Genomic DNA, 23,318 nt, shown 5'->3' on the forward strand with positions numbered 1-23,318 from the left:
GGACTATGGACTATCCCAGGGCACAGTCCCAGTCAAGGAGGGCGCTATGAGTACAAAAGTGGAGTCGGAGTCGATCGCCACCGACCTCGACGACCACGCGCTGGAGCCTGTGCCCGCACATCGGCGCAAGTCCCTGATCCAGATGATCATCGTCCAGATCGGCTGGAACATCAGCGTCAGCAGCTTCCTCGTCGGCGGTGTCGTGGGCGGCGGGACCACCTTCGGTGAGGGAATGGCCGCGATCCTCGTCGGCAACCTGGTCCTGGTGGCCGTGTCCGCGCTGATCGGGCTGGTCGGTTACCGGACCGGCCTGTCCAGCTACCTCGCCGCCAGGGTCGTCTTCGGCCGCCAGGGCGCGGTCGTGGTCTCGCTGCTGCTCGGTGTGATCGCCATGGGGTTCATCGGGGTGCTGATGGACACCTGGAGCGGGGCGGTGCACAAGCTGATTCCGGCGATCCCACCATGGGCCTTCATTCTGGCGTTCGGCGCCGCCATCACCACGACGGCGATCTTCGGGTTCAAGGGACTGGCGAAGTTCTCCGCGATCGCGGTGCCCATCGAGGTCGCGATCGCGCTGCTGGCGCTCTTCAAGATCGGCGGCGGGGACGGCGGGTTCGCCGAGGTGGCCGCCCAGCAGCCCGCGGTGCCCATCGGGTTCGCCGTCGCGGTCGGCGCCGTCATCTCGACGTGGGTCACCGGCGCCGCGCTCGTCGGGGACGTGACGCGTTTCGCCTCCCACGGCCGGGATGTGATCATCTCCTGCTTCGCCGGGTTCGTCGTGGGCGCGGGCGTCTTCGAGATCATCGCCACCGTCTCAGCCATGTCCGTGGGCAACAGCAACTTCGTGCTGGTCATGCAGGGACTGGGCCTGCTGGCCCCGGCCGCGGTGATGCTGGTGCTGGCCCTGTGGAACACCGCCGACAACAACCTCTACTCGGCCTCGCTCGCCTTCACCAACGCCTCCAACACCCTGGGGCTGCGTGTCGGCAAACCCACCTGGACCATAATCTCGATCGTCATCGCGATCCTGGTCGCCTTCGCCGGCCTGGCCGCCCAGTTCCTCGTCTTCCTGAACGTCATCGCGATCATCGCGCCGCCGTTCGCCGGCGTGCTCATCGCGCACTTCTGGATCCTGGCCCGCCACCACACGGGCGACCAGCTGCTGGAGTCGGCACCGGCCGTGCGGGCCGAGGCCCTCGTGGCCTGGGTCGTGGCGGCGCTGCTGGCGAAGTACACCGACGTCCTGCTGACCGACGCCATCGAGGGGCTGGTCTACGGGTTCGTCTGCTATGCCGTACTGGGCTGGGCGGTGACCGCCCTCAGGCGGAACGCCCCGATTCCGGTCACGGCCGACGCACGGGAAGGAGATGTTCGATGAGATTCGGTCTGGGAGTGCCCACGGGCACGGAGGGACTGATGTACCCCGTCCCCTACGCCGACGCCGCCGAGGCGGTCGAGCTGGCCGTCCAGGCCGAGCGGCTGGGATTCGACTCGGTCTGGGGCAACGACCACGTGACCACGCAGGGCTACGTGCGCGAGGAGTTCGACACCCCGCCCCGCTACTACGACCCGTTCGCCTATCTGAGCTACGTCGCGGCGCTCACCAGCCGGATCCGGCTGGCCACGGCGATCATGGTGCTGCCGTTCCGCAACCCGGTGGTGGCCGCCAAGCAGGTCGCCACCCTCGACCGGCTGTCCGGAGGCAGGGCCGTGCTGGGCGTGGGCATCGGCGCCTACCGCGAGGAGTTCGAGGCGATGAACCCCGGGCGGCGCATCAACAGGGGCGAGCACGCGGCCGAGGCCATCCAGGCGCTCAACGCGTTGTTCACCGAGCGGCGCGCCTCCTTCAAGGGGCGCTGGGTCGAGTTCGAGGACGTGGAGTCCTACCCCAAGCCGGCACAGCCCGCGCTGCCGATCCTGTCCGGCGGCAACGCGCCGGGCTCCCGCACCCGCGCGGCGCTGTACGCCGGCGGGTGGCTGCCCGCCTGCCTCACCCCCGGCGAGGTGGCCGCGGGCATCGCCGACATCAGGGCGCAGGCGGCGGCCGCGGGCCGCGAGCTGCCCGGCGGGTTCGAGGTCGCGCTGCAGGTGGCGGTCTGCGTGGCGCCCACCCACGAGGAGGCCTGGCGCAGATTCCGCGCCTCCCAGCTCCACAACCACATGGTCTCGCTGTCCGGCACGACGCTGAAGGACCAGGGCGTCTCCGACCTGGCGAGCCGCAACCTCATCGGCACTCCGGACAGCGTGGCCGAGCAGATCGCCGCCTACCGGCAGGCCGGCGTCGACACCCTCGCCGGGCTGCTGTTCGCGGCCGACACCGTGCCGGAGACGCTCGACGCCATGCACGAGTTCAGCGAGACCGTCATCGCCAAGCAGGCGGGAGGTCGGCCATGAGCGCCGTTCCCCCCGCCCCGGACGTCGACCTGCGCCGGCTGGCGGCGGAGCGGCTCACCCGGCTGCGCGGGGCCCTGGCCGAGGCTCCGTTCGACGCCGTCGTCCTCACCACTCCGGAGAGCGTCCTGTACGCCACCGGCTACCGCAGCGTGGCCGGGGCACTGTTCCGCGCCCACCGGATGGCGGCCGTGGTGACCGGCGACGACTGCTGGCTGGTATGCCCGGCCGCCGACACCGCCCCCGCGGTGGACGGCGGCGTGCCGGAGGACCGGGTGGTGCCGTTCGGCCGGTTCTACTTCGAGTCGTCCGGCCCCACGCCCCTCACCGGTGCCGCCGACCGGCACCCCGACCTGTACGCGGCGCTCGCCACCGCGACCCGCGCCGCCGGGGCGGGGCTCCGGTACGGCGTCGAGGGGCTCGACGGCGAGGTGGCCCTGCGCGAGGCCGCGGGCGACCCCACCGCGGCCGACGCCACCGGCTGGGCGAGCCGGGTCCGCGGAGTGAAGCTCCCCGGCGAGGTGGCGCTGCTGCGCCACGCCGCCCGGCTCGCCGAGGCCGGAGTCCACGCCGCCCTGGAGATCGCCGCGGAGGGGGTGTCCGAGCACGAGCTCGCCCAGGCGGTGGCCGCCACGATGGTCGCCGGGGGCGCCGAGCCTCGCTTCGTGGTGGCGACCACCGGCCCGCGCTCCGCCCTGGCCGACGCCCACCCGACCGACCGGCGCTGGCGCCCCGGCGAGCTGGCCCGCTTCGACATCGGCTGCCTGTACGCCGGCTACTGGTCCGACATCGGGCGCACCGCGGTGCTCGGCGCGCCCGACGCCCGCCAGGCCGGTCACTACGCGGCGATCCTCGCCGGCCTGGACGAGCAGGTCGCCCTGACCCGCCCCGGCGTGACCGCCTCGGAGGTCTTCGACGTCGCGATGCGGGCGGTGCGACGGGAGGGGGTCACGCCCTACCGGCGCCAGCACTGCGGGCACGGCATCGGCCTCGCCGTCTACGAACCGCCCATCGTCTCCCCCGGCGTGGAGACGGTGCTGGAACCGGGCATGACATTCTGCTTCGAGACGCCGTACTACAACCTCGGATGGGGCGGGATGATGGTGGAGGACACCCTGGTGGTGACCGGCGACGGGGCGGAGCTGTTCACCCGCTCGCCGAGGGAGCTGACGGTGGTGCCGGCATGACCCCGGTCTCCCGCTACCTCGGCCGGCTGGCCTGCCAGCGGTGCTCGGCGACCTACCCCGACCCTTCGCTGGAACTCGCCGGGCGCGGCTGCCCGGCCTGCGAGAAGGAGGGGGCGCCCGCCAACGTGCTCCCGGTCTACGACCTCGGCGGCCTGCGCGGCCTGCCCTGTGACCCCGCCCAGCCGGGGCTGTTCCGCCACCGCGCGCTGCTGCCGCTGGACGGCGCCACACCCGCGGTGAGCCTGGGCGAGGGCGGCACCCCGCTGGTGCCGCTCCCCCGCACCGCCGAACGCCTCGGGCTCGGCGCGGTCCTCGTCAAGGACGAGACCCGCAACCCGACCTGGTCCTACAAGGACCGGCTGGCCGCCGTGGCGGTCACCAAGGCCGTGGAACTGGGCGCCCCGGCGGTGGTCGTGGCGAGCACCGGTAACCACGGGGCGGCGGTCGCCGCCTACGCGGCACGCGCGGGGCTGCCCTGCGTGGTGCTGACCGTGGCGTCGGTACCGGCCACGATGAAGACCCTCATGCAGGTGTACGGTGCTCGCGTCGTCGCCCTGGAGAACCCCCCGGATCGGTGGCGTCTGATGCGGCGGCTCGTCGAGGAGCGCGGCTGGCTGGCGATGTCCGGGCACGCCGACCCGCCGGTGGGGTCCATCCCCTACGGCGTCGACGGCTACAAGACGATCGCCTACGAGATCGTCGCCGACCTCGGCCGGACTCCCGACCACGTGGTCGTGCCCGTCGCCTACGCCGACGGGCTGGCCGGGATCCGGCGCGGCTTCGCCGACCTCGTGGAGTCGGGGCTGGCCGACCGGATGCCGGTCCTCGTCGCGGCCGAGCCGTTCGGCCCGCACCACGCCGCCCTGGCCGCCGGCACGGACACCGCGGGACCGGTGCCGACCGCCCCGTCGGTCGCGTTCTCCATCGCCTCGCCGTACGGGACCTTCCAGGGCCTGGCCGCGCTGCGGGCGACCGGCGGCCGGGCGGTGCCCGTCCCCGACGACGCGCGCATCCTCGACGCGCAGGGCAGGCTCGGCCGGGAGGCGGGCCTGTACCTGGAGGCCTCGTCCGTCACCGCGCTGGTCGCGGTGGAGGACCTGGCCGGGTCGGGCGCGCTGCCCGCCGACGCCACCGTGGTCGTGGTCGGCACCTCCACCGGCCTGAAGGACGTCGGGGCCACCGCCGCCACCCTGCCGCCGGTGCCCGTCGTGGAACCCACGCCCGCCGCGCTCGACCGGGGGCTCGCCGCACTCGACCGGCGAAGTGGCGGCCTCGGCCCGGAGGGCGAGCGATGAGACTCGCGTTCTCCATCTCCGGGCACCGCGACGCCGCCTCCGCCGTCGCGGTCGCCAGGCTCGCCGAGGAGGCCGGGTTCGACACCGTGTGGATCACCGAGGACTACTGCGAGCGCGGCGCCTTCGCGCTGGCCGGCGCGATCGCCGCGGTCACCGGGCGGATCCGGGTGGGCATCGGGGTGGTCAACCCCTGGACCCGCCACCCGGCGCTGATCGCCATGGAGCTCGCCGCCTTGGAGGAGATCAGCGGCGGGCGCGCGATCCTCGGCCTCGGCGCGAGCAACTCCCGCTGGATGACCGACCGGCTCGGCATCCCCTTCGACCGGCCGATCGGCCGCCTGGCCGAGGCGGTCGACATCGTCAGGGCGATGATGACCGGCGAGCGCGTCGACCACCGGGGCGAGCACTTCCGCGTGTCGGCCGGGCTGTCCTTCACCCCGCCGCGCCGCACCCCGCCGATCGTGCTGGGGGTCAAGGGGCCGCGGGCGCTGGCCCTGGCCGCCGAGCGGGCGGACGGCCTGCTGCTGTCCATCCTCTCCTCCGCGCCCTACGTCGCCTCGGTCCGCGAGCGCGTCGGGGCCGGGGTGGAACTGGCCGCCTACGTCGGGCTGTCGGTGGGCGAGGACGCGCGCGCGGCCCGCGACCGGCTGCGCCCCATGGTGGCGACCTACCTCGGCGTGCACGGCGACCACGAGATCACCAGAACCGCGGGGCTCGACGCGGGGCTGTGCGCCGCGTTCCGCGAGGGGTGGCTCTCCGACGCTCCGCGCACCGACCTCGTCGACGACGCGCTGCTCGAACTGTTCGCCGCCGCCGGGACGGCCGCCGACGCCGCCGCGTCACTCGGCCGCCTGGCCGCCGCCGGCCTGGACGTGGCGGTCGTCCGCGACGACCCCGACACCGATCCGGGACGGCTCATGCGCGCGGCCGCCCTCGCCATCGGCCGCTGACCCGCCTTCTGGCCGGCCCGCCGGGACCTACGCTCCCGGCGGGCGCTCACCGTCCATACCGGCCCGCTATGACGGATAACCCTTACGGTGCGCGAAGCGTCCCCACCAGCGAGGCTGGAGGTTATTCGATGACACCATCCGAGATGGTCGCGGACCAGGACCTCCGTCTGGAGCTGATCCTGGTCGAGGTACTGCACCACGAGGCCGAGCACCTGGTGACCGGCTGAGCGCCCCGGTCCCGGCTCCAACGGGGGAGCCTGGACCGGAGTCGTCCGGACGGACGATCAGGGGCGTCCCACACCGGCCGCGGCCATCAGTTCGTCCGGGTCGGCGATCACGTTCTCCCGCCAGCCCTGCGGTATGTGCCGGAGATCCACGGATTCGCCGTCCCGCTCCAGGATGAGCCCGAGAACCCGCTGCGGGGTCAGCGGGATCTGCGCCACGGACTTGCCGATGGCGTCCGCCACCGCGCAGGAGACCACGGCGGCCACGTTCAGGATCGGCACCTCACCCGCGCCCTTGACGCCCAGGGGCCCGATGGACGGAGCCCCTTCGTAGAGATCGAGCCGGACCGGGACGACATCGCCGGACAGGGGCACGCGGTAGGTCTCGAAACCCGTCTGCCGCACCTTCCCCCGAGGGTCGATGGTGATCTCCTCGTGCAGCGCGTAGCCCAGTCCCTGGACCACACCGCCCTGCACCTGGCCCAGGATGGCCCTGGGGTTGATCGCCCGGCCGACGTCCTGCACGACGCGGTAGGCCAGCACCTCCACGTGGCCGGTGTCCGGATCCACCGCCACGTCGCACTCGTGCACGGCGAAGACCGGCAGGTCCAGTGCCCCGATCAGGTGTCCGGCCGCGCAGCCGGACATGGGCTGCACGCCGGTGCCGGTGAACGAGCCGGAGCCGGAGATCGGTCCCGACACCTGCTGCGCGTGTTCGGCGACCTCTCTGAGGGTGATCCGCGCCGACGGCACCCCGTTCACGACGACGTGGCCGTCGGCGAGGCTCAGGTCGCCGGGAGACGTCTCGAGCATCTCCGCCGCGACCTCGAAGACCTTCCTGCGCACCTCGTCGCAGGCGGCGACGCCGGCCGCCCCCAGCGAGACGGTGGTCCTGCCGCCGCCCACGCCGCCGTCGTATCCGGCCGCGTCGGTGTCCGCGGCCCGGACCGTGACGTCCTCCACCCGCAGGCCCAGCGAATCGGCGACGATCTGCGGGATCGCCTGCACGGTCGATCCCGAACCGATCTCGACCCCGGCGGTGACCAGGGTGACGCCGCCGTCCGGGTTGAGGTTCACCGTCGCCGCGGAGGGCCCCACGAAGATGAACCAGGTGCCGACCGTCGTCGCGGTGCCGTACAGACGTCCGTCGTCGGCCTGCCTCACGGGCTCGCCCGAGTCCCGCAACGAGATCATCCGATCGAGCATGGGAGCGAGCACATCGCCCTCGAACACCTGCCCGGTGGACCCGATGTCGCCGTCGCCGAGGACGTTGCGCCGCCGGAACTCCACCCTGTCCATGCCGAGCGCCGCGCAGATCTCGTCGGTGTGCCGCTCAAGGGCCGCGGTGCAGTACGTGCCGTTGCAGGCGCGGAACGCCCCGTTGGGCGGCGAGTTGGTGTAGACCGCGCGGCTCACCAGCCGCACGGCTCCCAGGCGGTAGTTCCCGCCCAGCGTGTGAGCCGTCATGCTGGTCAGGAACGGCTGTTCACCGCCGTAGGCGCCGCAGTCCATCAGGACCACCGCCTCCCGGGCGAGGATCTCGCCCGACTCCGACACGGCGGACCGGATGCGGATCTCCGCGTTCTCCCGGCAGAGCGCCGTCTGCATCTCCTCCTGCCGGCTGTTGACCAGCTTGACGGAACGGCCCGAGGCGCGGGCCAGCAGGGCGGCGAACGGCTCGATGCTCACCTCGAACTTCATCCCGAATCCACCGCCGACCGGCGGAACCACCACCCGGACGTCGGACTCCCGCACCCCGAGGAGGCGTGCCGTGGAGTTGCGGACCGCCCAGGGGACCTGGGTGGACGTCTGAAGGACGAATCGCCCGTTCTCGTAGCCGGCCACGCAGGCGCGCGGTTCCAGCGGCGTCTGGTTCTGCCTGCCCGCGACGAACTCCGTCTCGATGATCCTGACGTCGCTCCGGGCGAACACCGCGTCGGTGTCCCCGCGCACCACCGTGGCCTCCCAGCCGATGTTCCGCGCCCGCCGGCCGCCCTCGATGAGCACGTCGTAGTCTTCCCAGCCCGGATGGAGATCGCGGGCGTCGCCGGCCAGCGCCTGGGCCATGGTGATCAGGGGGGTGAACTCCTCGATCTCGACCACGATGGCCGCGGCGGCCGCGCGGGCCTGCTCGAGGGTCTCCGCCGCGACCGCCGCGATGGGCTCGCCCAGGTAACGGATCTCGTCGACGGCGAACAGGGGGTGGTCGGCGACGGTGATCCCGTACCGGCCGGGGGCGTCGGCGGCCGACACGACGGCCCGCACTCCGGGCATGCGCCGGGCGGGCTCCAGGTCGACCGAGACGATGCGGCCCGCGGCCACGTCCGACCGGCGCAGCGCCGCGTGCAGGAGCCCTCCCGCGGCGGCGTCCACCGTGAACATCGTCCGGCCGCGCAGCTTGTCCTCGGCGTCGCGACGGGGCAGGTTGGCTCCGATGACCTGGCTCACGATCCGTTCCCCTCCGCCTGTCGTCCCTGTCCCGCGGCCGCCTGTGCCGCCGCGAGCGCGGCGTCCACGATGCGCTCGTATCCGGTGCACCTGCAGATGTTGCCGACCAGGGCTTCCCGTACGTCATCCCGGTCGGGGTCCGGATCCGACTCCAGCAGCGCGCTCAGCGATATCAGCATCCCGGGAAAGCACATCCCGCACTGCACCGCGTCGGCGTCCTTCATCGCCTGCTGAAGGGGGGAGAGCGCGCCGGCCGGGTCCGCGAGGGACTCCACCGTCCGGACCGACCTGCCCTCCGCGTGCCCCACCGGAACCAGGCAGGACGCCACCGCGTCGTCGTCCACGAACACCGTGCACGATCCGCAGAACCCTTCGCCACACGCCATCTTCGTGCCGCTCAGGTGCAACTCCTCGCGGAGCACCCTGGCCAGCGGGGTCATCGGGCCGGCGTGCACCCGCCTCACCTCGCCGTTGACCGTCAACTCGGTGCTCATGCCCTGCCCGCCTCTCCGCGCTCTTCCCGTCCGGCGCGACTGGACCGCTCCAGTGCGCGTACGGCCCGGCCCACGACCGCCGGCAGCACCTGCGACCGGTACCAGCCGTCCACCTCCACCGACTCCCGCGCCTGGAAGGATCCGGCGTGCTCGCGGGCGGCGAGCACCGCCGCGTCCGCGTCGAGTCGCCGGCCGACCAGCGCGGCCGCCATCTCCGGCCACAGGCGGGCCACGGGTTCGACCGAACCCACCGCGACGGTGGCCGACTCCACCACCCCCGCGTCGTCCACCGCGGCCGTGGCACTGACGATGACGACCGGGTAGTCCCCCGCCCGCCGCATGGTCAGGCGAGCGTGCGCGGACACGACGGGAGCCAGCGGCACGGACACGTGCGACAGCACCGTCGCGGGAAGTGCCGCGCCCCGCGTGGCGAGGAACCGGCCGAGCGGCATCCTGGTCTCACCGGCCGGACCCCTCACGATGGCGACGGCCGACAGGCTCAGCAGCGCGGGTACCAGATCCGCCGCGGCGAAGCCGGTGGTGCAGAGGTTGCCGCCGACCGTGGCCTGACGCCTGACGGACGGGTTGGCCGATTTCGCCGCGGCCTGCCGGAGGACGTCCAGCCCGGGGTGGCCGGCCAGCGCTTCGGCCAGCCGGGCATGGGTGACGGCCGCGCCGATCGTGAGATTCGTACCGTCGTCGTCGATCCGTCCCAGTTCCTCGATCCGGGCCAGTGACACGTACTCGCCGTGGAACGGCTCGCCACGGGCGGGACTCCGCATGACCCAGGTGGCACCGGCGATCGGCACGGCGTCCAGGTCGGAGGTCGCCAGCCGCTCGATGGCGTCGTCGAGCGAGGCCGGCCGGTACAACGCCGGTGTTGCCGAAGCTGTCGTCAAAGCTGTCAACGGAACTCCTTGTCCAAGGGCCCGCGGCCGGGGTCCGGCCGCGGGCCACGGCCCGGCTCAGCGGACGGCGACCATGATGCCGACCTCCACCGGACTGTTCAGCGGTAGCCGCGGGGCTCCCACATTGGTACGGACGTGCCGGCCGGCTTCCCCGAAGATCTCCACCATGAGCTTGCTCGCGCCGTCGAGCACGGCCGGATGTTCGACGAAGTCCGGGCCGCCGGCGATGTGCCCGGTCACGCTGAGAACGCGGACGATGTCGTCGACACCGCCGAGAACGCCGGCCGCGGCGGCGATCGCGTTCAGGCCGGCCTGACGTGCCGCACCGGCCGCGGCGGCGATGTCGAGGTCGACGCCGACCAGCCCCGTCAGCGGCAGGCGGCCGTCGACGAAGGGCAGCTGGCCCGTTGTGATCACGATGTCGCCGTGCCGGACCGCCGCGACGTACGCACCGGCCGGCGCGGGGACGTCGGGCAGCACCAGTCCCAGTGCCGCCAGCCGTTCCGAAGCGGGCTGGGGTCGCATCAGGCGGCCGCGCCCAGAGCCTGGCGCACCCGCGACTCCCAGTCCGCCGCGGCGGCACGCGCCCGCAGCGCCTCCTCCAGGGTCACCGCCACGAAGCGGGTTCGCGTCCCCGGAGAGCACTGGGCGACCAGGTTGAGATCGGTGCTGATCACGGTGGCCAGCATGGCGTAGCCGCCGCCGGAGACCGCGTCGCGATGCAGGATGATCGGCTCCACGCCGCCCGGCACCTGGATGGAACCGATCGGATATCCGGCGTCGACGATGTTGGAGGGGTCGGAGCCCGCGCCGAACGGCTGAACCCGCTGCTCCCATTCCAGCACCGGACCGGAGTATCGGAAACCGGTGCGGTCCGCGACCGGGGTCAGCGACCACTCCGACTCCAGCAGGCAGCTGCGACCGGCGTCGGTCAGCCGGTAGTCGTACAGCCCCATGACCACCCGTAGCTCGACGTCACGGCTGTGGACGGGCCGAAGCTCCTCGGGCACGACCCTGCCGGGGGTTCCCCCGGCCCCGCCGATCGGGACCAGGTCGCCCTTCCTCAGGTTCCGGCCCTCGAAGCCGCCGAATCCGCCCAGCGCGTAGGTCGACCGGCTGCCCAGCACCACGGGAACGTCGAACCCACCGGCGACGGCGATGTAGACGCGCGCGCCCGCCTGCAGGAAACCGAAGGTCAGCCGGTCTCCGGCCGCGACCGCGAAGGACTCCCACTGCGGGACCGGTGCTCCGTTGAGCAGCACCGGCATGGTCGCGCCGGTGACGGCCACCACCGTCGGCTCGTCGAACCGCAGGGCGGGCCCCATGTAGGGCGACTCGATGACCGCCGCGTCCGGGGTGTTGCCGACGAGCAGGTTGGCCGCGGCCGCGGCGCGCAGATCGGCGGCGCCGGACGGCGGGATGCCCACGCTGTAGTAGCCGGGCCGGCCGCGGTCCTGGATGCTTGAGGCCAGCCCGGGCTCCAGAATCTCAACCGGCATAGAGAGCTCCCAGAAGTTCGGTGTTGTAGCCGTCGGGGTCGGCGAGGAATCGATCGAGGTCGAAGGTGATCGGGCGCTGGCGGTAGCGGTAGGTGCCGGCCTCGACCTGCGCTCGGATGCTGTCGTATTCGGCACTGTCGATACCGCGGAACTTGACGATGTCGCCGGGCCGGAAGAACACCATGAAGTCGCTGAAGTCGGCGAGCCTCTGCTCCGGGTCGAAGATCGGCACGGGGGTGACGCCGAACATCTGGTACCCGCCGGCTCCGCGGACCGAGTAGATGCAGGCGAAGCATCCGCCGTGTCCGATGGTGAGGGCGGGCGTGTCGGTGCGCGGCCGCAGATACTTGGGCAGCTCGAGCTGGCGTTCCCGGGGAACCATCTGGAACATGAACGGCAGTCCAGCCACGAAGCCGACCATCGAGGTGATCCACGGCGAGCCCGAATGGGCGTCGATGAACGCCTGCACGGAGTCCATGTCGTTCTCGACGGCCGCGAACTCCAGGTCGTTGCCCTCGGGCCGCTGGTGCCGGTCGCGGAACCTGGCCCCCGTCTCGTTGGTGAACGGGTCGTCGTACCAGACGGGGACCTCGAAGATCCTGGTCTCGATGCTCCGCGAGGGTGAGCCCGCGACCTGCGCCTCGGCCGCCCTGACCGCCGCCTCGACCGTGGCGGGCGGCACGACGTCGGGGTCGAACCTGATCAGCAGGGACGCGTTCGCCGGGCAGATGTCCACGATCCCCGGCAGCCGGTTCTCGGTGAGAGCCTTCGCCACCGCCATGGCCGTGAAGTTGACCTCAAGGCTCATCGCCTCGGCGAACTGGACGACCAGATGCTCGTCGCCACCCCAGGAGTAGCGGCTCTCGCCTGCTCTGCACACGGTGTTCTCCTTCACTTGCCGCCCCCGGTCCTGGTGCCGGCCATCCAGTCCTCCAGGAAGGTGGTGTGGTACCGGCCGTCGCGGAACTCCTCGATATCGATCACCTCGCGCAGGAATCCCGCGGTGGTGACGACGCCTGCTATCTCGACCTCGTCCAGGGTCCGGGCCATCCGGGCGATCGCCGCCCGGCGGCTGTCCCCCCAAACGATGATCTTGGCGAGCAGGGAGTCGTAGAAGGGGCTGACCTCGCTGCCTGGCCCGAATCCCGAGTCGATGCGGACGAACGGGCCGCCCGGCATCCGCATGGCCGACAGCACGCCGGGGCTGGGCATGAACCCGAAGTCCGGGTTCTCCGCGTTGAGCCGCACCTCGATGGCGTGGCCGCGGAACTCGACGTCCGCCTGGCAGAACGACAGCGGGTCGCCCGAGGCCACCGTGAGCTGTTCGCGGACCAGGTCCCGGCCCGTCACCATCTCCGTCACCGGATGCTCCACCTGGATCCGGGTGTTCATCTCGATGAAGTAGAACCCCTCGCTCGCGGAGTCGTAGAGGAACTCGACGGTGCCGGCCCCGGAGTAGCCCGAGACCTTGGCGAGCGCGACGGCGGCGTCAGCCATGGCGGTGCGCACGTGATCGGGCAGGCCCGGCGCTCCCGCCTCCTCCAGCACCTTCTGCCGCCGCCGCTGCATCGAGCACTCGCGTTCCCCCAGGTGGACGAAGTTCTCTCCGTCACCGAACACCTGGACCTCGATGTGCCTGGCGTTGGGCACGAACCGCTCGATGTACACCAGCCCGCTGCCGAACGCCGCCTGGGCCTCGGCCTGGGCGACCGGCAGCGCCTCGGCGAGTTCCGTCGCGTCGGCCACGATACGGATACCGCGGCCACCGCCGCCCGCGGCGGCCTTGACCGCCACCGGGTATCCCGCCTTTTCCGCCGCGGCCAGAGCCTCGGACAGGCCGTCGACGGGCCCGTCGGATCCCGGCACCGTCGGCACTCCGGCCTCCTCGGCGGCGGATCTGGCCCGCGCCTTGTCCCCCATCAGCCGGATCGTCTCCGCCGACGGTCCGACGAAGAGGAGCTTGGCCCCGGTCACCTTGTCGGCGAACTCGGCCCGCTCGGAGAGGAATCCGTACCCGGGATGCACCGCGTCCGCGCCCAGATCGACCGCCGCCGTGACGACGGCGTCCATGTTCAGGTAGCTGCGGGAGGCGGCGGGCGGGCCGATGAGCACCCGCTCGTCGGCCAGCCGGACGTGCAGGGCGTCCTGGTCGGCCTCGCTGTACACCGCCACCGTGCTGATCCCGAGTTCGCGGGCGGCCCGAATGATCCGCACCGCGATTTCGCCGCGGTTGGCGACCAGCAACTTACGCAACAGGATCAGTCCTTCTCGATGGTGACGACGCCGTCCCCGGGGCCGATGATGCTCTCGTTCTCCGCGTGGATCGCCGTCACGGTCCCGCTCTCCCCGGCCTTGATCTCGGCGAACTGCTTCATGACCTCGACCAGGCCCACGGTCGTCCCGGCGGTGACCACGCTGCCCACCTCGACGAAGGGCGGCTGGTCGGGCGCGGGCCGGGTGTAGAAGACGCCGGGGAGCGGAGACTGCACAACGTGCTCAGACATGAGAAGCCTTTCAGGACGACGAGTTCGTCGAATCGATGACATTTCTGATGGCGGAGGCGACTTCCACCGCGTTGGGCGTGTCCGAATGGACGCAGACCGTGTCGAATCTCATGGGGATCCGCTCACCGGTGACGGCAATGGCGACTCCCTCTTCGAGAGCAATGGTCATTCGCTCCACCGCTCGCTCGACAGGTGTGGCATGCGGCCGCCTGGCGATGATCAAACCGCCTTCGGCCGTGTATTCGAGGTCGACGTAGAACTCGGCGAGAAATGGAATTCCCCGAGCCTGGCAAACCCGCTCGTGCGCGGTTCCCGCCATTCCGAAGACCGGCACCCCGTACGTCGCGGCGACGTCGCACACCGCGTCCATCAGTGCCTCGTCCCGCGCGACCATGCCGTACAGCGAGCCGTGCGGCTTGATGTGATCAAGAGGTACACCCGCGGAGTCGAGGAAGCCCTTCAGCGCTCCCACCTGGTACTGAACGATGTCACGTACCTCATCAGGGTACAACTTCATCTCGCGTCGCCCGAAGCCGACCGGGTCGGGCAGTCCCGGGTGCGCGCCCACGGAGACCCCCGCGGCGGCCGCGGCCGCGACGGTCTCGCGCATGCCGCTCGGGTCTCCGGCGTGGAACCCGCACGCCACGTTCGCCGTGTCGATCAGGGCGAGCAGCGCCCCGTCGTTCCCGAAGGAATGGATCCCGAAGGACTCCCCCATATCGGAATTCAGAGTGACCTTCATAATCACACCTTTCCTGCGTACACCGCGGCGGCGAGTCGAGTACGGAGACGGTCGGCGACAACCGCCAGAGCCAGCACAATGCCGGTGACTATCATTTGATAGTAGGAATTGATTTGCGCCAGATTCATGCCGTTGGCGACGATTCCAATGAAAACCGCGCCCAGCACCGCGTCGAGCACCCGGCCGGATCCGCCGCGGAGGCTGACCCCGCCGATGACGGCCGCGGCGATCGTCTGCAGCGGAAGGGAGGCTCCGATGTTCGCCTCTCCGGTCTCGATGCGCGCGGTGAGCAGCACGGACCCGACCGCCGCCAGGCCTCCGGCCAGCACGTACGTCAGGATCAGGGTGCGGAACTCGCTGACCCCGGAGAGCCTGGCCGCGCGCGGGCTCGACCCGACGGAGTAGATGTGGCGTCCCTGGCGGGTCAGGGTCAGAAACAGCCAGAGGAGCCCGGCCGCCAGTGCGGCGAGCCAGATGGAGACGCCGATCCCGAGGACGCTGCCGAAGCCCAGCCAGTCACTGAACTCCTGGGGCAGGCCGGAGACCGGCACGCCCGAGGTGAGCATCAGGGCGAGCCCGGAGAACACCGAGGCGGTCGCCAGCGTCATGATGAAGGGATTGATGTTCAGGCTCGCCACGCCCAGGCCGTTGACGAGCCCGCAGATCATGCCGACCAGCACGCCTGCGGCGACACCGACGAGCACGGCCGTCAGGGGGGAGGAGGTCTCCGACTGGGCGGTCATCGCCATCGCCGTGGTCACCGAGACCAGGGCGGTGATGGCACCGATCGAGAGGTCGAACCCGCCGACCAGCAGCACGGCGAACTGGCCGAGGGTGGCGATGATGATGTACGAGTTCTGCCGCAGCGCCGAGTGGATGTTGTCCACGGTCAGGAAGTTGTCCGACATCGCGGAGAAGGCGATCAGCGCGACGACCACGAGGATGGGCAGCACACCGATCTTGACGAATGTGCGGGCGGCGTACGAGATCACAGATCTCCGAGGTCGTAGGGCCACTCCGACCTCACCGGGGAGGGTCATGCGATCTCCTTTGTCGCTGGTTCGTCCCAATGCATCATGTGGCGCAGGACCGTTTCCTCACTGAGGTCGTCCCGCTGTATCTCGGCGGTGATCGTTCCGTGCGAGAACACGTACACCCGGTGACAGAGATGAAGGATCTCCGGCAGTTCCGAGGAGATGACCAGCACGGCGTTGCCCTTCCGGGCGAGTTCGACGATCTGGTCGTAGATCGTCACCCGGGCGCCGACGTCCACCCCGACCGTCGGCTCGTCCAGCATGTAGGTGTCGCAGTCCCCCAGGAGCGCCCGCCCCAGCAGGCCCTTCTGCTGGTTGCCGCCGGAGTAGCTGTCGGCCGGGCGCTCAGGGTCGGCCGGGTTCAGTTTCATCCGGCGCAGCATGTCGCCGGCCGCCGCGCGCTCGCGTCCCGGCCGCAGCACCGGCCCGCTGGACATCGGCGCCCGGCGCAGCCAGGGAAGCGTGACGGTCTCGCGGAGCGGACGGTTGAGGAACAGCCCCTCGGTCTTCCTGTCACTGGGCAGGTACACCACGCCGGACTTCATGACACGGGCGGGATCGGCGCCGGTCAGATCCTTGCCGGCGATCGTCAACGTCCCGGAGTCGATCCGCTCCAGACCGAAGCAGGCACGGGCCGCGGTGGACTTGCCCGACCCCATGAGGCCGGCGAATCCCACGATCTCCCCCGCGCGGAGCTCGAAGCTCGCGTCGCGCACCGCGCCGTCGAAGGTCGTGATGCCGCGGGCGGCCAGCACCACGCCGGTACCGGGTTCGGGCAGTTCGGGGTAGAGGTCCTCCACCACCCGGCCCGTCATCAGGCCGATCAGCTCGTCGTCCGGCGTGCCACCGGGAACCGTCGTGATCAGCCGCCCGTCCCGCAGCACGGTCACCCGGTCCGCGAGGCGCCGGATCTCGGCCATCCTGTGCGTGATGTAGATGATGCCGACCCCTCGGCCGCGCGCCTCCTCGACGAGGGCGAACAGCCGCTCCGACTCCTCCTCGGTCAGCGAGGCGGTCGGCTCGTCCAGGATGAGCACGCTGAGCTCGGGCCGGAACGCCTTGGCGATCTCGACCATCTGCTGCTCGGCCCGGCTCAGCGTCTCCACCAGCCGATCCGGCGAGATGCGGAAATCGAACTCGTCCAGGCGCGCCTGCGCCAGCTTCCTGCTCTGTCGCCGGTTGACGAATCCGTACCGGCCGGGCTCGGAGCCCATCACCAGGTTCTCGGCCACGGTCATCGTGGGCATCAGCGAGAACTCCTGGAACACCGCGCTGATGCCCAGCTCGCGTGCGGCCGCGACGCCGGAGAACTCGACGGTCCGCCCGCCGACCTCGATGGTCCCGCCATCGGGGTGCTGTGCTCCGGAGATGATGGAGATGAGGGTGGACTTCCCGGCCCCGTTCTCACCGAAGAGTACGTGCACCTCACCTCGGCGGAGCTCGAAATCCACCTGGTCCAGCGCGGTCACACCCGGGTACTTCTTGGTGAGCCCGCGGATCCGAAGCACGGCTCCGTGGTCAGGTTCGGTCATAGAAGGCAATCTTTCTGATGATGGAACGTTCCAGCCGAGCCGGAACCGACGCGACGGGTCAGCTGCCGGCCTTGACCTGGAACGTCGGGGACCATCCCTCGGGCGCCAGCGTGGTCGTCAGGTCGAAGTCACCGAGCGTGTCCTTGGTGACCATGACGAGCTCCGGCCCGACGTGCTTCATGAACTCCTTCTTCTCCAGCGCCCGGACGGCCTGGTCGATGGCGATCCGGCCCTGCAGCACGGTGCTGTCGCTCGGCGCGCCCTGCACGGTGCCGCGCTGGATTCCGGTGTGGGTGCCCGGGGTGAAGTAGTAGCCGGCGACCTTGATCTTGTCGCTGAGGCCGCGGTCCCGCAGGATCGGCCCGGCGGCCTCGGCGGTCACCGCGGTGCCGATGATGTAGTCGATGTCCGGGGTGGCGGCGAGCACGTCCTCGATCAACCGGGTCTGGGCGTCCTTGCCCGTGTCGCCCCACTTGGTGTCGACGATCTCCACCTTGCTGTCCTTGAGCGCGCTCTTGAAGCCCGCCTCGCCGGCCTCGGCCCAGCCGGCGCCGCTCGGCCCGGGGAACCAGGCGACCTTGACCGGCTCTCCCTTGGAGTCCTTGATGAGCCAGTCGGCCGTGATGGCGGCCAGGTCGTTGAACGAGACGAGCGACTTGGCGGTGATCTTGTCACTGGACATGCCGTTGACGACGTCGATGATCGGCTTACCGGTCGCCGCCAGGCGGTTCACGGTGCTGTTGAGCCCGTCGTAGGAGATGGCGCCGATCACCAGGGCGTCGGCGCTCTGCGCGCAGTCCTCGATCTGCTGGGTCTGCTTGTCGAGGTTCTCGTAGCCGCCCGCCTCCACCATCGTCATGTTGACGCCGGCTTCGCGCGCCTGCTCGGCCACCCCGTAGTTGAGGCCCAGCCAGTAGGCGTCCTTCATGTGGGGCACCGACACGCAGATGTTCCAGGCCTTCTCCGCCTTCCCCACGGGCGTGTACTCCGCCTTGGTCCGCTCGCTGTCCATGGAGAAGTCGGCCCACACATCGACCTTCGCCGGCGCCCAGTTCTTGGCGGGGGCCGCCGAGGCGGCCGCGGCGCCGTCGGCCGAGCCGGTGGGGGTGGATGAGCCGCAGGCCGCGAGCGACAGCATGGCCACAGCGGAGGTCGCCAGGAAGGCGGGATGCTTGAACCGCACGAATGCTCCCTTTATTCGTTCCACATCGGGAACTTCGTGTACAGGGGTGGGATGCCAAGCAGTCAACAGGGATGCCGGTTTCACCGTCTACGTGCGTGCGGGCCAAGGCTGCGGAGCTTGTATTGTGCAGTTGCACAGCGTGAGGCTCCGCCACAGAGAGGAATCCGCCCCATGGCCCTGACGCTCGACCAGCTCATCGCCGAAGCGGTCCTGGAGCTGACACTGGTCACCCCCAGCAGCCCTGAGCTGCTGCAACGCACCGTTCGATGGGTCGCGTCCACCGAACTGGTCGACCCCACCCCCTTCCTGCGCGGGGCCGAGCTGGTGCTGACCACCGGTGCCTTCATCGGCGCGGATGACTACGAAGGGTGGCGGGCCTTCACCCAGCGGCTCAAGGCGGTGCGGGCCACGGCCCTCGGTTTCGGCTGCGGTCTGACGCACCAGGAGGTGCCACGCGCGCTGGTCGAGTGCGCCACGGCGGTGGACCTGCCGCTGCTGATCGTCCCCTACAACGTGCCCTTCGTACGGATCAGCGAGTTCGTCGCCGACGCGATCATCGCCGACCGGTTCAAGGACATGGGGCGGGCCTCCAATCTCGCCGCCGAACTGGCGAGATTCATCTCCAACGGGGCTCCCCTGGCGGCCCTGCTGAAACAGATCGCCGAGGAGATCAAAGGCGAGGCGGCCATCGTCGACATCGACGGAAAGGTGATGGCGAGTTGGCCCTCGCACTGGGAGTGGCAGACCGACCTGGTGCTGGAGGGGCTGGCCACCAACGGGACGACCGGTTACTTCGCCGTCCCCCTCGACCAGGCCGGCGCGCACGACCACGTTCTGGTCGGCCGATCCGACGAGGCCATGGAGAGCGTCCGGATGGCCATGGGCTCGGCGGCGACCCTGGTCGCGATCGACCTGACGCGGAGGTTGCAGGAGGAACCGTCGAGCGCGACGCGGATGGCCGCGGTGCTCGCCGGCCTGACCGACTGGACCACACCCACGACAACGCTGATCAGAGCGCTACGGGTGGCGGGGTTCGAAAGCGACGTGCCCTTCGTCGTGCTGGTCGCCCATCCGAATCCCGCGTTCTCCGCCGGCTACTCCCTCCGGCTGCGCCTGGCCGTGGAGCAGGTGCTGCCCATGGTGCGTTCGGTGCGCAGCGGCGAGACCCTGGTGCTGCTCGCCCAGGGCGACGTCGCCGACGCCACGGGCAAGATCCTGGAGGTTCTCCGGCGGGAGATGCCCAGCCGGCGGATCGTCGTGGCCGGACCGGCACACGACGCCGGGGAGGTTCGCATGGTCTTCGCGTCCGCGCGTGCCGTGATCACCCCGGACCAGTCGAGCCCGATCCGCGCCCGCGCCTTCGACCTGACCTCGATCGTGGCCGCGGCCGCCGGCCGGGGCGGGCAGCATGCCGCGCGGGAGTTCCTGCAGCCGCTGATCGATCACGATGCCAAGACCAACGGCGAGCTGCTCCACACCCTGCGGACCTACCTGCGGCTGGATGCCAGACAGCACACGACGGCCCAGGTTCTGCACGTGCACCGCAACACCCTGCGATACCGGCTCGCCCAGATCGGCAGGCTGCTCGAAGCCGACCTGGACCACCTTGACACCCTGCTGATCTGCAACCTGGCGTACCGGATGTACGACCCGGCGGGCGGATGACGCCGGCTCAGCGGTCGCCCTCGCCGCGCGCGGCGAGGGCCTCGCCCAGCTCGTCGGCGTGACGCAGGGTACGGATCAGGAACGGCACCGCGAACGCGATGACCGAGCGCTGCGCCCCGCGGGCCTTCGCCGCCTCGCGCACCTCAGCGGCGATCTTGGACAGCACGGCCACCGACTGCAGGGTGAGCCCGACGAGCAGGCCGATCCGGTCCGGACGCACCCCGAACCGCCGCAGCGGCCGCAGCCCGCGCTCGACGGCGGACACCACGTCATCGACCCTGGTGGTGATCGTGAACAGGTTCGCCGCGGTCAGCGCGGCCACGATCCGCAGGCATACCAGCACGGCCGCGTCCAGGCCGAGCGACCACCACTGCAGCGCGAACATGAACGCCACCAGCACCCCGAGCGTGCGGGCGACCCGCAGGCAACGCCCGGGCGAGACCCGTGCCAGCGCGTACCCCAGGACCATGACGGCGCAGATCCCGCCGAGCCACACCGGAGAGCGCAGGACGAACACCACCGCCGCGAGCCCGAACAGGGCGAGGAACTTCCAGCCGGCCGGTGTCCGGTGCAGCGGACTCGATCCCGGCTCGTACCATCCGCCCACCATCAGCCGACGAGCTTCCGGTAGTGGCGCAGCGCGGGGTCCGGCTCGTCGTCGGCCACCACGCGGCCCCCGTCGAGCACGATCACCCGGTCGAAGTCGCCGAGCAGGTCAAGATCATGGGTAACCAGCACGACCCGCTGCCTCAACCCCGCGAGCAGGGTGCAGAACTGCCTCTTGTTCCGCAGGTCGAGCAGCGTCGTCGGCTCGTCGCAGACGAGCACGTCGGGGTCGAGCACGAGCATCCCGCACAGCGCGAGCAGCTGCTTCTGGCCGCCGGAGAGCTGGTGCGCGGGATGGTCCGCGTAGCCGCCGAGCCCGTGTTCGGCCAGGATCTCGGCCGCCCGCGCGGCACGCTCCCCGGCGGAGAGCCCGCTGCGCCGCAGGGAGAAGGCGACGTCCTCGCCCGCGGTCGGCATCACGATCTGGCTGTCCGGATTGGTGAAGACGAACCCGACGCGCCGCCGTACCTCACGGCCCTTGCGACTCGGGTCCAGCCCGTCGACCAGCACCCGGCCGGTGCTCGGCAGCACCAGGCCGTTGATCATGCGGGCCAGGGTGGACTTTCCCGAACCGTTCGCGCCGACGAAGGCCACCCGCCGCTCGGACAGGCGGAGGTTCACCCCGGACAGCACGACCCGCTCGCCGTAGCTGTGCCCGACATCCTCGAACTCGATCACGGAGCCGTCTTCCGCCTCGTCCGGGAGCGGGGGATCGCGAGCATCATCCGGTCCGCGTCGCCGGTCTCGCCGACAGGCCCGGCAGGGCGCGATGCACCACGGCGGCGATCAGCGAGGCGGCCACCACCTTGAGCAGATCACCCGGCACGAAGATCAGCGACTGCAGCGCGGCCGCCGGCAGGTCTCCGATGTACACGCCGAGGAACGGGATGCCGATCAGGTAGTCGGCGGCCAGCCCGGCCGCGTTGGCCAGCAGCAGCACCGGCAGTCCGACGCGCTTGGCGCGCGACACGATCAGACCTGCGACCAGCGCCGACAGGACCCAGCCGATCAGGAATCCACTGCTCGGCACGGAGAACGAGGCGATACCACCCCGCCCGCCGGAGAGCAGCGGCAGGCCGATCGCGACCAGCCCGAGGAACAGCGCGACGGACGCGGCGCCACGGCGCGCGCCCAGGATGCTGCCGGCCAGCAACGGCCCGGCGTTCTGGATCACGATGGGGACGCTCGAACCGCCGACGTAGATTCCGGGAAAGATGCCCAGCACCGCGATGAAGGCGGCGAAGACGACCGTACGAGCAAGATCGACAGCGGGCAGGGGGGAGCGGGACTCTGACACATCAGACACGATATCCGCTGGTCATCCCAGAAACGCCAGGGCCTTCGGGGTGAGCCCCCTCAGCCGTTCGCCGTGGCGGGAAACCCGCGGCCGCGCTTCGACTCGGCCTCCGAACCGGGTGCCGGCTCGATGCCGCCCGGGATGGCGGGCGGGAGAATCCCGGTGATGCGGTCCAGCGTCATGTTCGCCTCTCCCGCGGCCCGGTGGCCGGTCCGACGTCCTTCGAACCGCAGTGGTGGTACGGTGCGCCACCGGCCGGATTGATCTCGTCACCTATTTCGGCGCAGCCGGTATCGGCATAATCGTTGGCCGCGAACAGGTGCGCCGAGATATCGACGATCCTCTCGCGTCTCGTCATATCGCGCGGTGCGATCGACGGCTCAACCCGCCCCGATCTTTCACCTTGTTTTCTCTTTAACCGGCATGACCGCGCCCGTGTCTCCATACGGATCGCCACGCACAAGTGACAGACCACTCAGTCCGTCGATCTAGAGATGGCAGGCCATGGCGCGGCGTACCCGGGAACCCGCGAATCAGACGCTTCCCGGAGAGTGAGCCGATTGCGTTTCACGACCCGATGGAAGTCTCGTCGTGAACCACACCCCGGGGATTCTCGGCTCAACGACCGGTCGGCGTACGAGCGATTACATTACCCCGAATCCCGCGCACGCCCTCTCCGGCCCGGAATTCCTCAGCGTCCCGCCGGAAACTCGTAGATCAGGCGAATCGCGTCGTCGATGGCCTTGTACACGTTGTCGATGGTCCGGCGTCCCATGATCCAGGCGCGCAGCTCCCCGTTGAGGACGGCCGTGAGGACGCTGAAAATCGCCTGGTGGTCCTCGTCCAGAGCCTCCTCGCTCGCGAACCCGGATCTCACGATGTCGACGAAGATCCCGTCGAGCGAGTGGTAGATGTCCGCGACATAAGGGTCGGACGCCGTCTCCAGCACGATGAGAACCCGATAGAACTGGGGCTGCAGCTGAAACGCGCGAACCGTGCGATGAAGCACATCACCGATGCGCTCGCGCTCCGTTTCTCCAGCAGGGGCGGACTTGTCGAGTTTGCGCTTGAGCCCTTCCTGCCACTCCCGGAACGCGGCCGCGAAGAGATGCTCCTTGGAGGTGAAGTACCTGTAGAGCGTGCCCAGCGCCACACCCGAGTCCCGGGCCACGTCGGACACCTTGACCCGTTCGTAATCACTACTCGCGAGGCTTCGCAGCGCGGTGCGCACGATTCGCTCCCGGCGCTCACGCTGATCTCGGCGAAGCAGCTCGGGCGCGACCGGACCCGAAACGTCAGTAATCACCGGCAGTTCCCCCTCGACCCGCTGGACACTGACCTAGAATACAGCTCTATTTC

General features: G+C 70.5%; 23 protein-coding genes. 6 read left to right on the forward strand and 17 right to left on the reverse strand.

What is annotated here, in order from left to right; all coding sequences use genetic code 11:
• Nucleotides 1–46 precede the first annotated feature (46 nt).
• The 5 genes from ABT130_RS27700 to ABT130_RS27720 are packed head-to-tail and all read left to right on the forward strand — an operon-like array spanning nucleotide 47 to nucleotide 5,823.
• The gene (locus ABT130_RS27700) at nucleotides 47–1,378 is read left to right on the forward strand and encodes a cytosine permease (RefSeq protein WP_350960038.1); all 1,332 of its coding nucleotides are present in this window, start codon (nucleotides 47–49) and stop codon (nucleotides 1,376–1,378) included.
• Nucleotides 1,375–2,394, forward strand: coding sequence for an LLM class flavin-dependent oxidoreductase (locus tag ABT130_RS27705; RefSeq protein ID WP_350927203.1), 1,020 nt, complete (start codon nucleotides 1,375–1,377; stop codon nucleotides 2,392–2,394). Before ABT130_RS27700 ends, ABT130_RS27705 begins: the two co-directional genes overlap by 4 nt.
• Nucleotides 2,391–3,578, forward strand: a complete 1,188-nt coding sequence (locus ABT130_RS27710; protein WP_350960041.1) for a M24 family metallopeptidase — start codon at nucleotides 2,391–2,393, stop codon at nucleotides 3,576–3,578. The genes ABT130_RS27705 and ABT130_RS27710 overlap by 4 nt, the downstream gene beginning before the upstream one ends.
• The gene (locus tag ABT130_RS27715; RefSeq protein WP_350927199.1) at nucleotides 3,575–4,873 is read left to right on the forward strand and encodes a threonine synthase; all 1,299 of its coding nucleotides are present in this window, start codon (nucleotides 3,575–3,577) and stop codon (nucleotides 4,871–4,873) included. The genes ABT130_RS27710 and ABT130_RS27715 overlap by 4 nt, the downstream gene beginning before the upstream one ends.
• Nucleotides 4,870–5,823: an LLM class flavin-dependent oxidoreductase gene (locus tag ABT130_RS27720; RefSeq protein ID WP_350960044.1), complete on the forward strand. Its 954-nt coding sequence runs from the start codon at nucleotides 4,870–4,872 to the stop codon at nucleotides 5,821–5,823. Before ABT130_RS27715 ends, ABT130_RS27720 begins: the two co-directional genes overlap by 4 nt.
• A gap of 284 nt (nucleotides 5,824–6,107) precedes the next feature.
• On the opposite strand, the gene ABT130_RS27725 is transcribed toward ABT130_RS27720, so the two are convergent.
• From ABT130_RS27725 to torT, 12 genes are all read right to left on the reverse strand, one after another.
• On the reverse strand, nucleotides 6,108–8,495 hold the full coding sequence (locus tag ABT130_RS27725) for a xanthine dehydrogenase family protein molybdopterin-binding subunit (RefSeq protein ID WP_350960046.1): 2,388 nt from the start codon (nucleotides 8,493–8,495) through the stop codon (nucleotides 6,108–6,110).
• Nucleotides 8,492–8,989: a (2Fe-2S)-binding protein gene (locus ABT130_RS27730; protein ID WP_350927193.1), complete on the reverse strand. Its 498-nt coding sequence runs from the start codon at nucleotides 8,987–8,989 to the stop codon at nucleotides 8,492–8,494. Before ABT130_RS27730 ends, ABT130_RS27725 begins: the two co-directional genes overlap by 4 nt.
• On the reverse strand, nucleotides 8,986–9,888 hold the full coding sequence (locus tag ABT130_RS27735; protein ID WP_350927191.1) for an FAD binding domain-containing protein: 903 nt from the start codon (nucleotides 9,886–9,888) through the stop codon (nucleotides 8,986–8,988). The genes ABT130_RS27730 and ABT130_RS27735 overlap by 4 nt, the downstream gene beginning before the upstream one ends.
• A 66-nt stretch (nucleotides 9,889–9,954) precedes the next feature.
• A complete protein-coding gene (locus tag ABT130_RS27740; protein WP_350960049.1) occupies nucleotides 9,955–10,422 on the reverse strand; it encodes a RidA family protein in 468 nt (155 codons plus the stop codon).
• Nucleotides 10,422–11,396 (reverse strand): 5-oxoprolinase subunit C family protein, encoded by a 975-nt coding sequence (locus tag ABT130_RS27745; RefSeq protein ID WP_350927187.1) that lies wholly within the window; start codon nucleotides 11,394–11,396, stop codon nucleotides 10,422–10,424. The genes ABT130_RS27740 and ABT130_RS27745 overlap by 1 nt, the downstream gene beginning before the upstream one ends.
• Nucleotides 11,386–12,276 (reverse strand): 5-oxoprolinase subunit B family protein, encoded by an 891-nt coding sequence (locus tag ABT130_RS27750; protein ID WP_350960052.1) that lies wholly within the window; start codon nucleotides 12,274–12,276, stop codon nucleotides 11,386–11,388. The genes ABT130_RS27745 and ABT130_RS27750 overlap by 11 nt, the downstream gene beginning before the upstream one ends.
• 11 nt (nucleotides 12,277–12,287) lie before the next feature.
• Complete coding sequence (locus ABT130_RS27755; protein WP_350927183.1) at nucleotides 12,288–13,649, reverse strand: acetyl-CoA carboxylase biotin carboxylase subunit; 1,362 nt, start codon at nucleotides 13,647–13,649, stop codon at nucleotides 12,288–12,290.
• 5 nt (nucleotides 13,650–13,654) lie between these two features.
• Nucleotides 13,655–13,900 (reverse strand): acetyl-CoA carboxylase, encoded by a 246-nt coding sequence (locus ABT130_RS27760; RefSeq protein WP_350960054.1) that lies wholly within the window; start codon nucleotides 13,898–13,900, stop codon nucleotides 13,655–13,657.
• 10 nt (nucleotides 13,901–13,910) lie between these two features.
• The gene (gene pxpA / locus ABT130_RS27765; RefSeq protein ID WP_350960057.1) at nucleotides 13,911–14,642 is read right to left on the reverse strand and encodes a 5-oxoprolinase subunit PxpA; all 732 of its coding nucleotides are present in this window, start codon (nucleotides 14,640–14,642) and stop codon (nucleotides 13,911–13,913) included.
• A 2-nt stretch (nucleotides 14,643–14,644) separates the two neighbouring features.
• Nucleotides 14,645–15,682, reverse strand: a complete 1,038-nt coding sequence (locus tag ABT130_RS27770) for an ABC transporter permease (RefSeq protein WP_350927177.1) — start codon at nucleotides 15,680–15,682, stop codon at nucleotides 14,645–14,647.
• Complete coding sequence (locus tag ABT130_RS27775) at nucleotides 15,679–17,208, reverse strand: sugar ABC transporter ATP-binding protein (protein WP_350927175.1); 1,530 nt, start codon at nucleotides 17,206–17,208, stop codon at nucleotides 15,679–15,681. Before ABT130_RS27775 ends, ABT130_RS27770 begins: the two co-directional genes overlap by 4 nt.
• A gap of 58 nt (nucleotides 17,209–17,266) precedes the next feature.
• On the reverse strand, nucleotides 17,267–18,391 hold the full coding sequence (torT, locus tag ABT130_RS27780) for a TMAO reductase system periplasmic protein TorT (RefSeq protein ID WP_350927173.1): 1,125 nt from the start codon (nucleotides 18,389–18,391) through the stop codon (nucleotides 17,267–17,269).
• 171 nt (nucleotides 18,392–18,562) lie between these two features.
• On the opposite strand from torT, the gene ABT130_RS27785 reads away from it, so the two are divergent.
• The gene (locus ABT130_RS27785; protein ID WP_350960060.1) at nucleotides 18,563–20,056 is read left to right on the forward strand and encodes a PucR family transcriptional regulator; all 1,494 of its coding nucleotides are present in this window, start codon (nucleotides 18,563–18,565) and stop codon (nucleotides 20,054–20,056) included.
• Nucleotides 20,057–20,063: 7 nt separating this feature from the next.
• Here ABT130_RS27785 and ABT130_RS27790 read toward each other — a convergent pair whose 3' ends face one another.
• From ABT130_RS27790 to ABT130_RS27810, 5 genes are all read right to left on the reverse strand, one after another.
• The gene (locus ABT130_RS27790; protein ID WP_350960062.1) at nucleotides 20,064–20,666 is read right to left on the reverse strand and encodes an energy-coupling factor transporter transmembrane component T family protein; all 603 of its coding nucleotides are present in this window, start codon (nucleotides 20,664–20,666) and stop codon (nucleotides 20,064–20,066) included.
• Entirely contained in the window at nucleotides 20,666–21,340 is a 675-nt protein-coding gene (locus tag ABT130_RS27795; protein WP_350927167.1) for an energy-coupling factor ABC transporter ATP-binding protein, read from the reverse strand. The genes ABT130_RS27790 and ABT130_RS27795 overlap by 1 nt, the downstream gene beginning before the upstream one ends.
• A gap of 43 nt (nucleotides 21,341–21,383) precedes the next feature.
• Nucleotides 21,384–21,959: a biotin transporter BioY gene (locus ABT130_RS27800; protein ID WP_350960064.1), complete on the reverse strand. Its 576-nt coding sequence runs from the start codon at nucleotides 21,957–21,959 to the stop codon at nucleotides 21,384–21,386.
• A 59-nt stretch (nucleotides 21,960–22,018) separates the two neighbouring features.
• Complete coding sequence (locus ABT130_RS27805; protein WP_350960067.1) at nucleotides 22,019–22,141, reverse strand: hypothetical protein; 123 nt, start codon at nucleotides 22,139–22,141, stop codon at nucleotides 22,019–22,021.
• 509 nt (nucleotides 22,142–22,650) lie between these two features.
• A complete protein-coding gene (locus tag ABT130_RS27810; RefSeq protein ID WP_350927161.1) occupies nucleotides 22,651–23,190 on the reverse strand; it encodes a TetR/AcrR family transcriptional regulator in 540 nt (179 codons plus the stop codon).
• Nucleotides 23,191–23,318: the final 128 nt, after the last annotated feature.

It is taken from the genome of Streptosporangium sp. NPDC001681, assembly GCF_040298085.1.
GTDB lineage: Bacteria > Actinomycetota > Actinomycetes > Streptosporangiales > Streptosporangiaceae > Streptosporangium.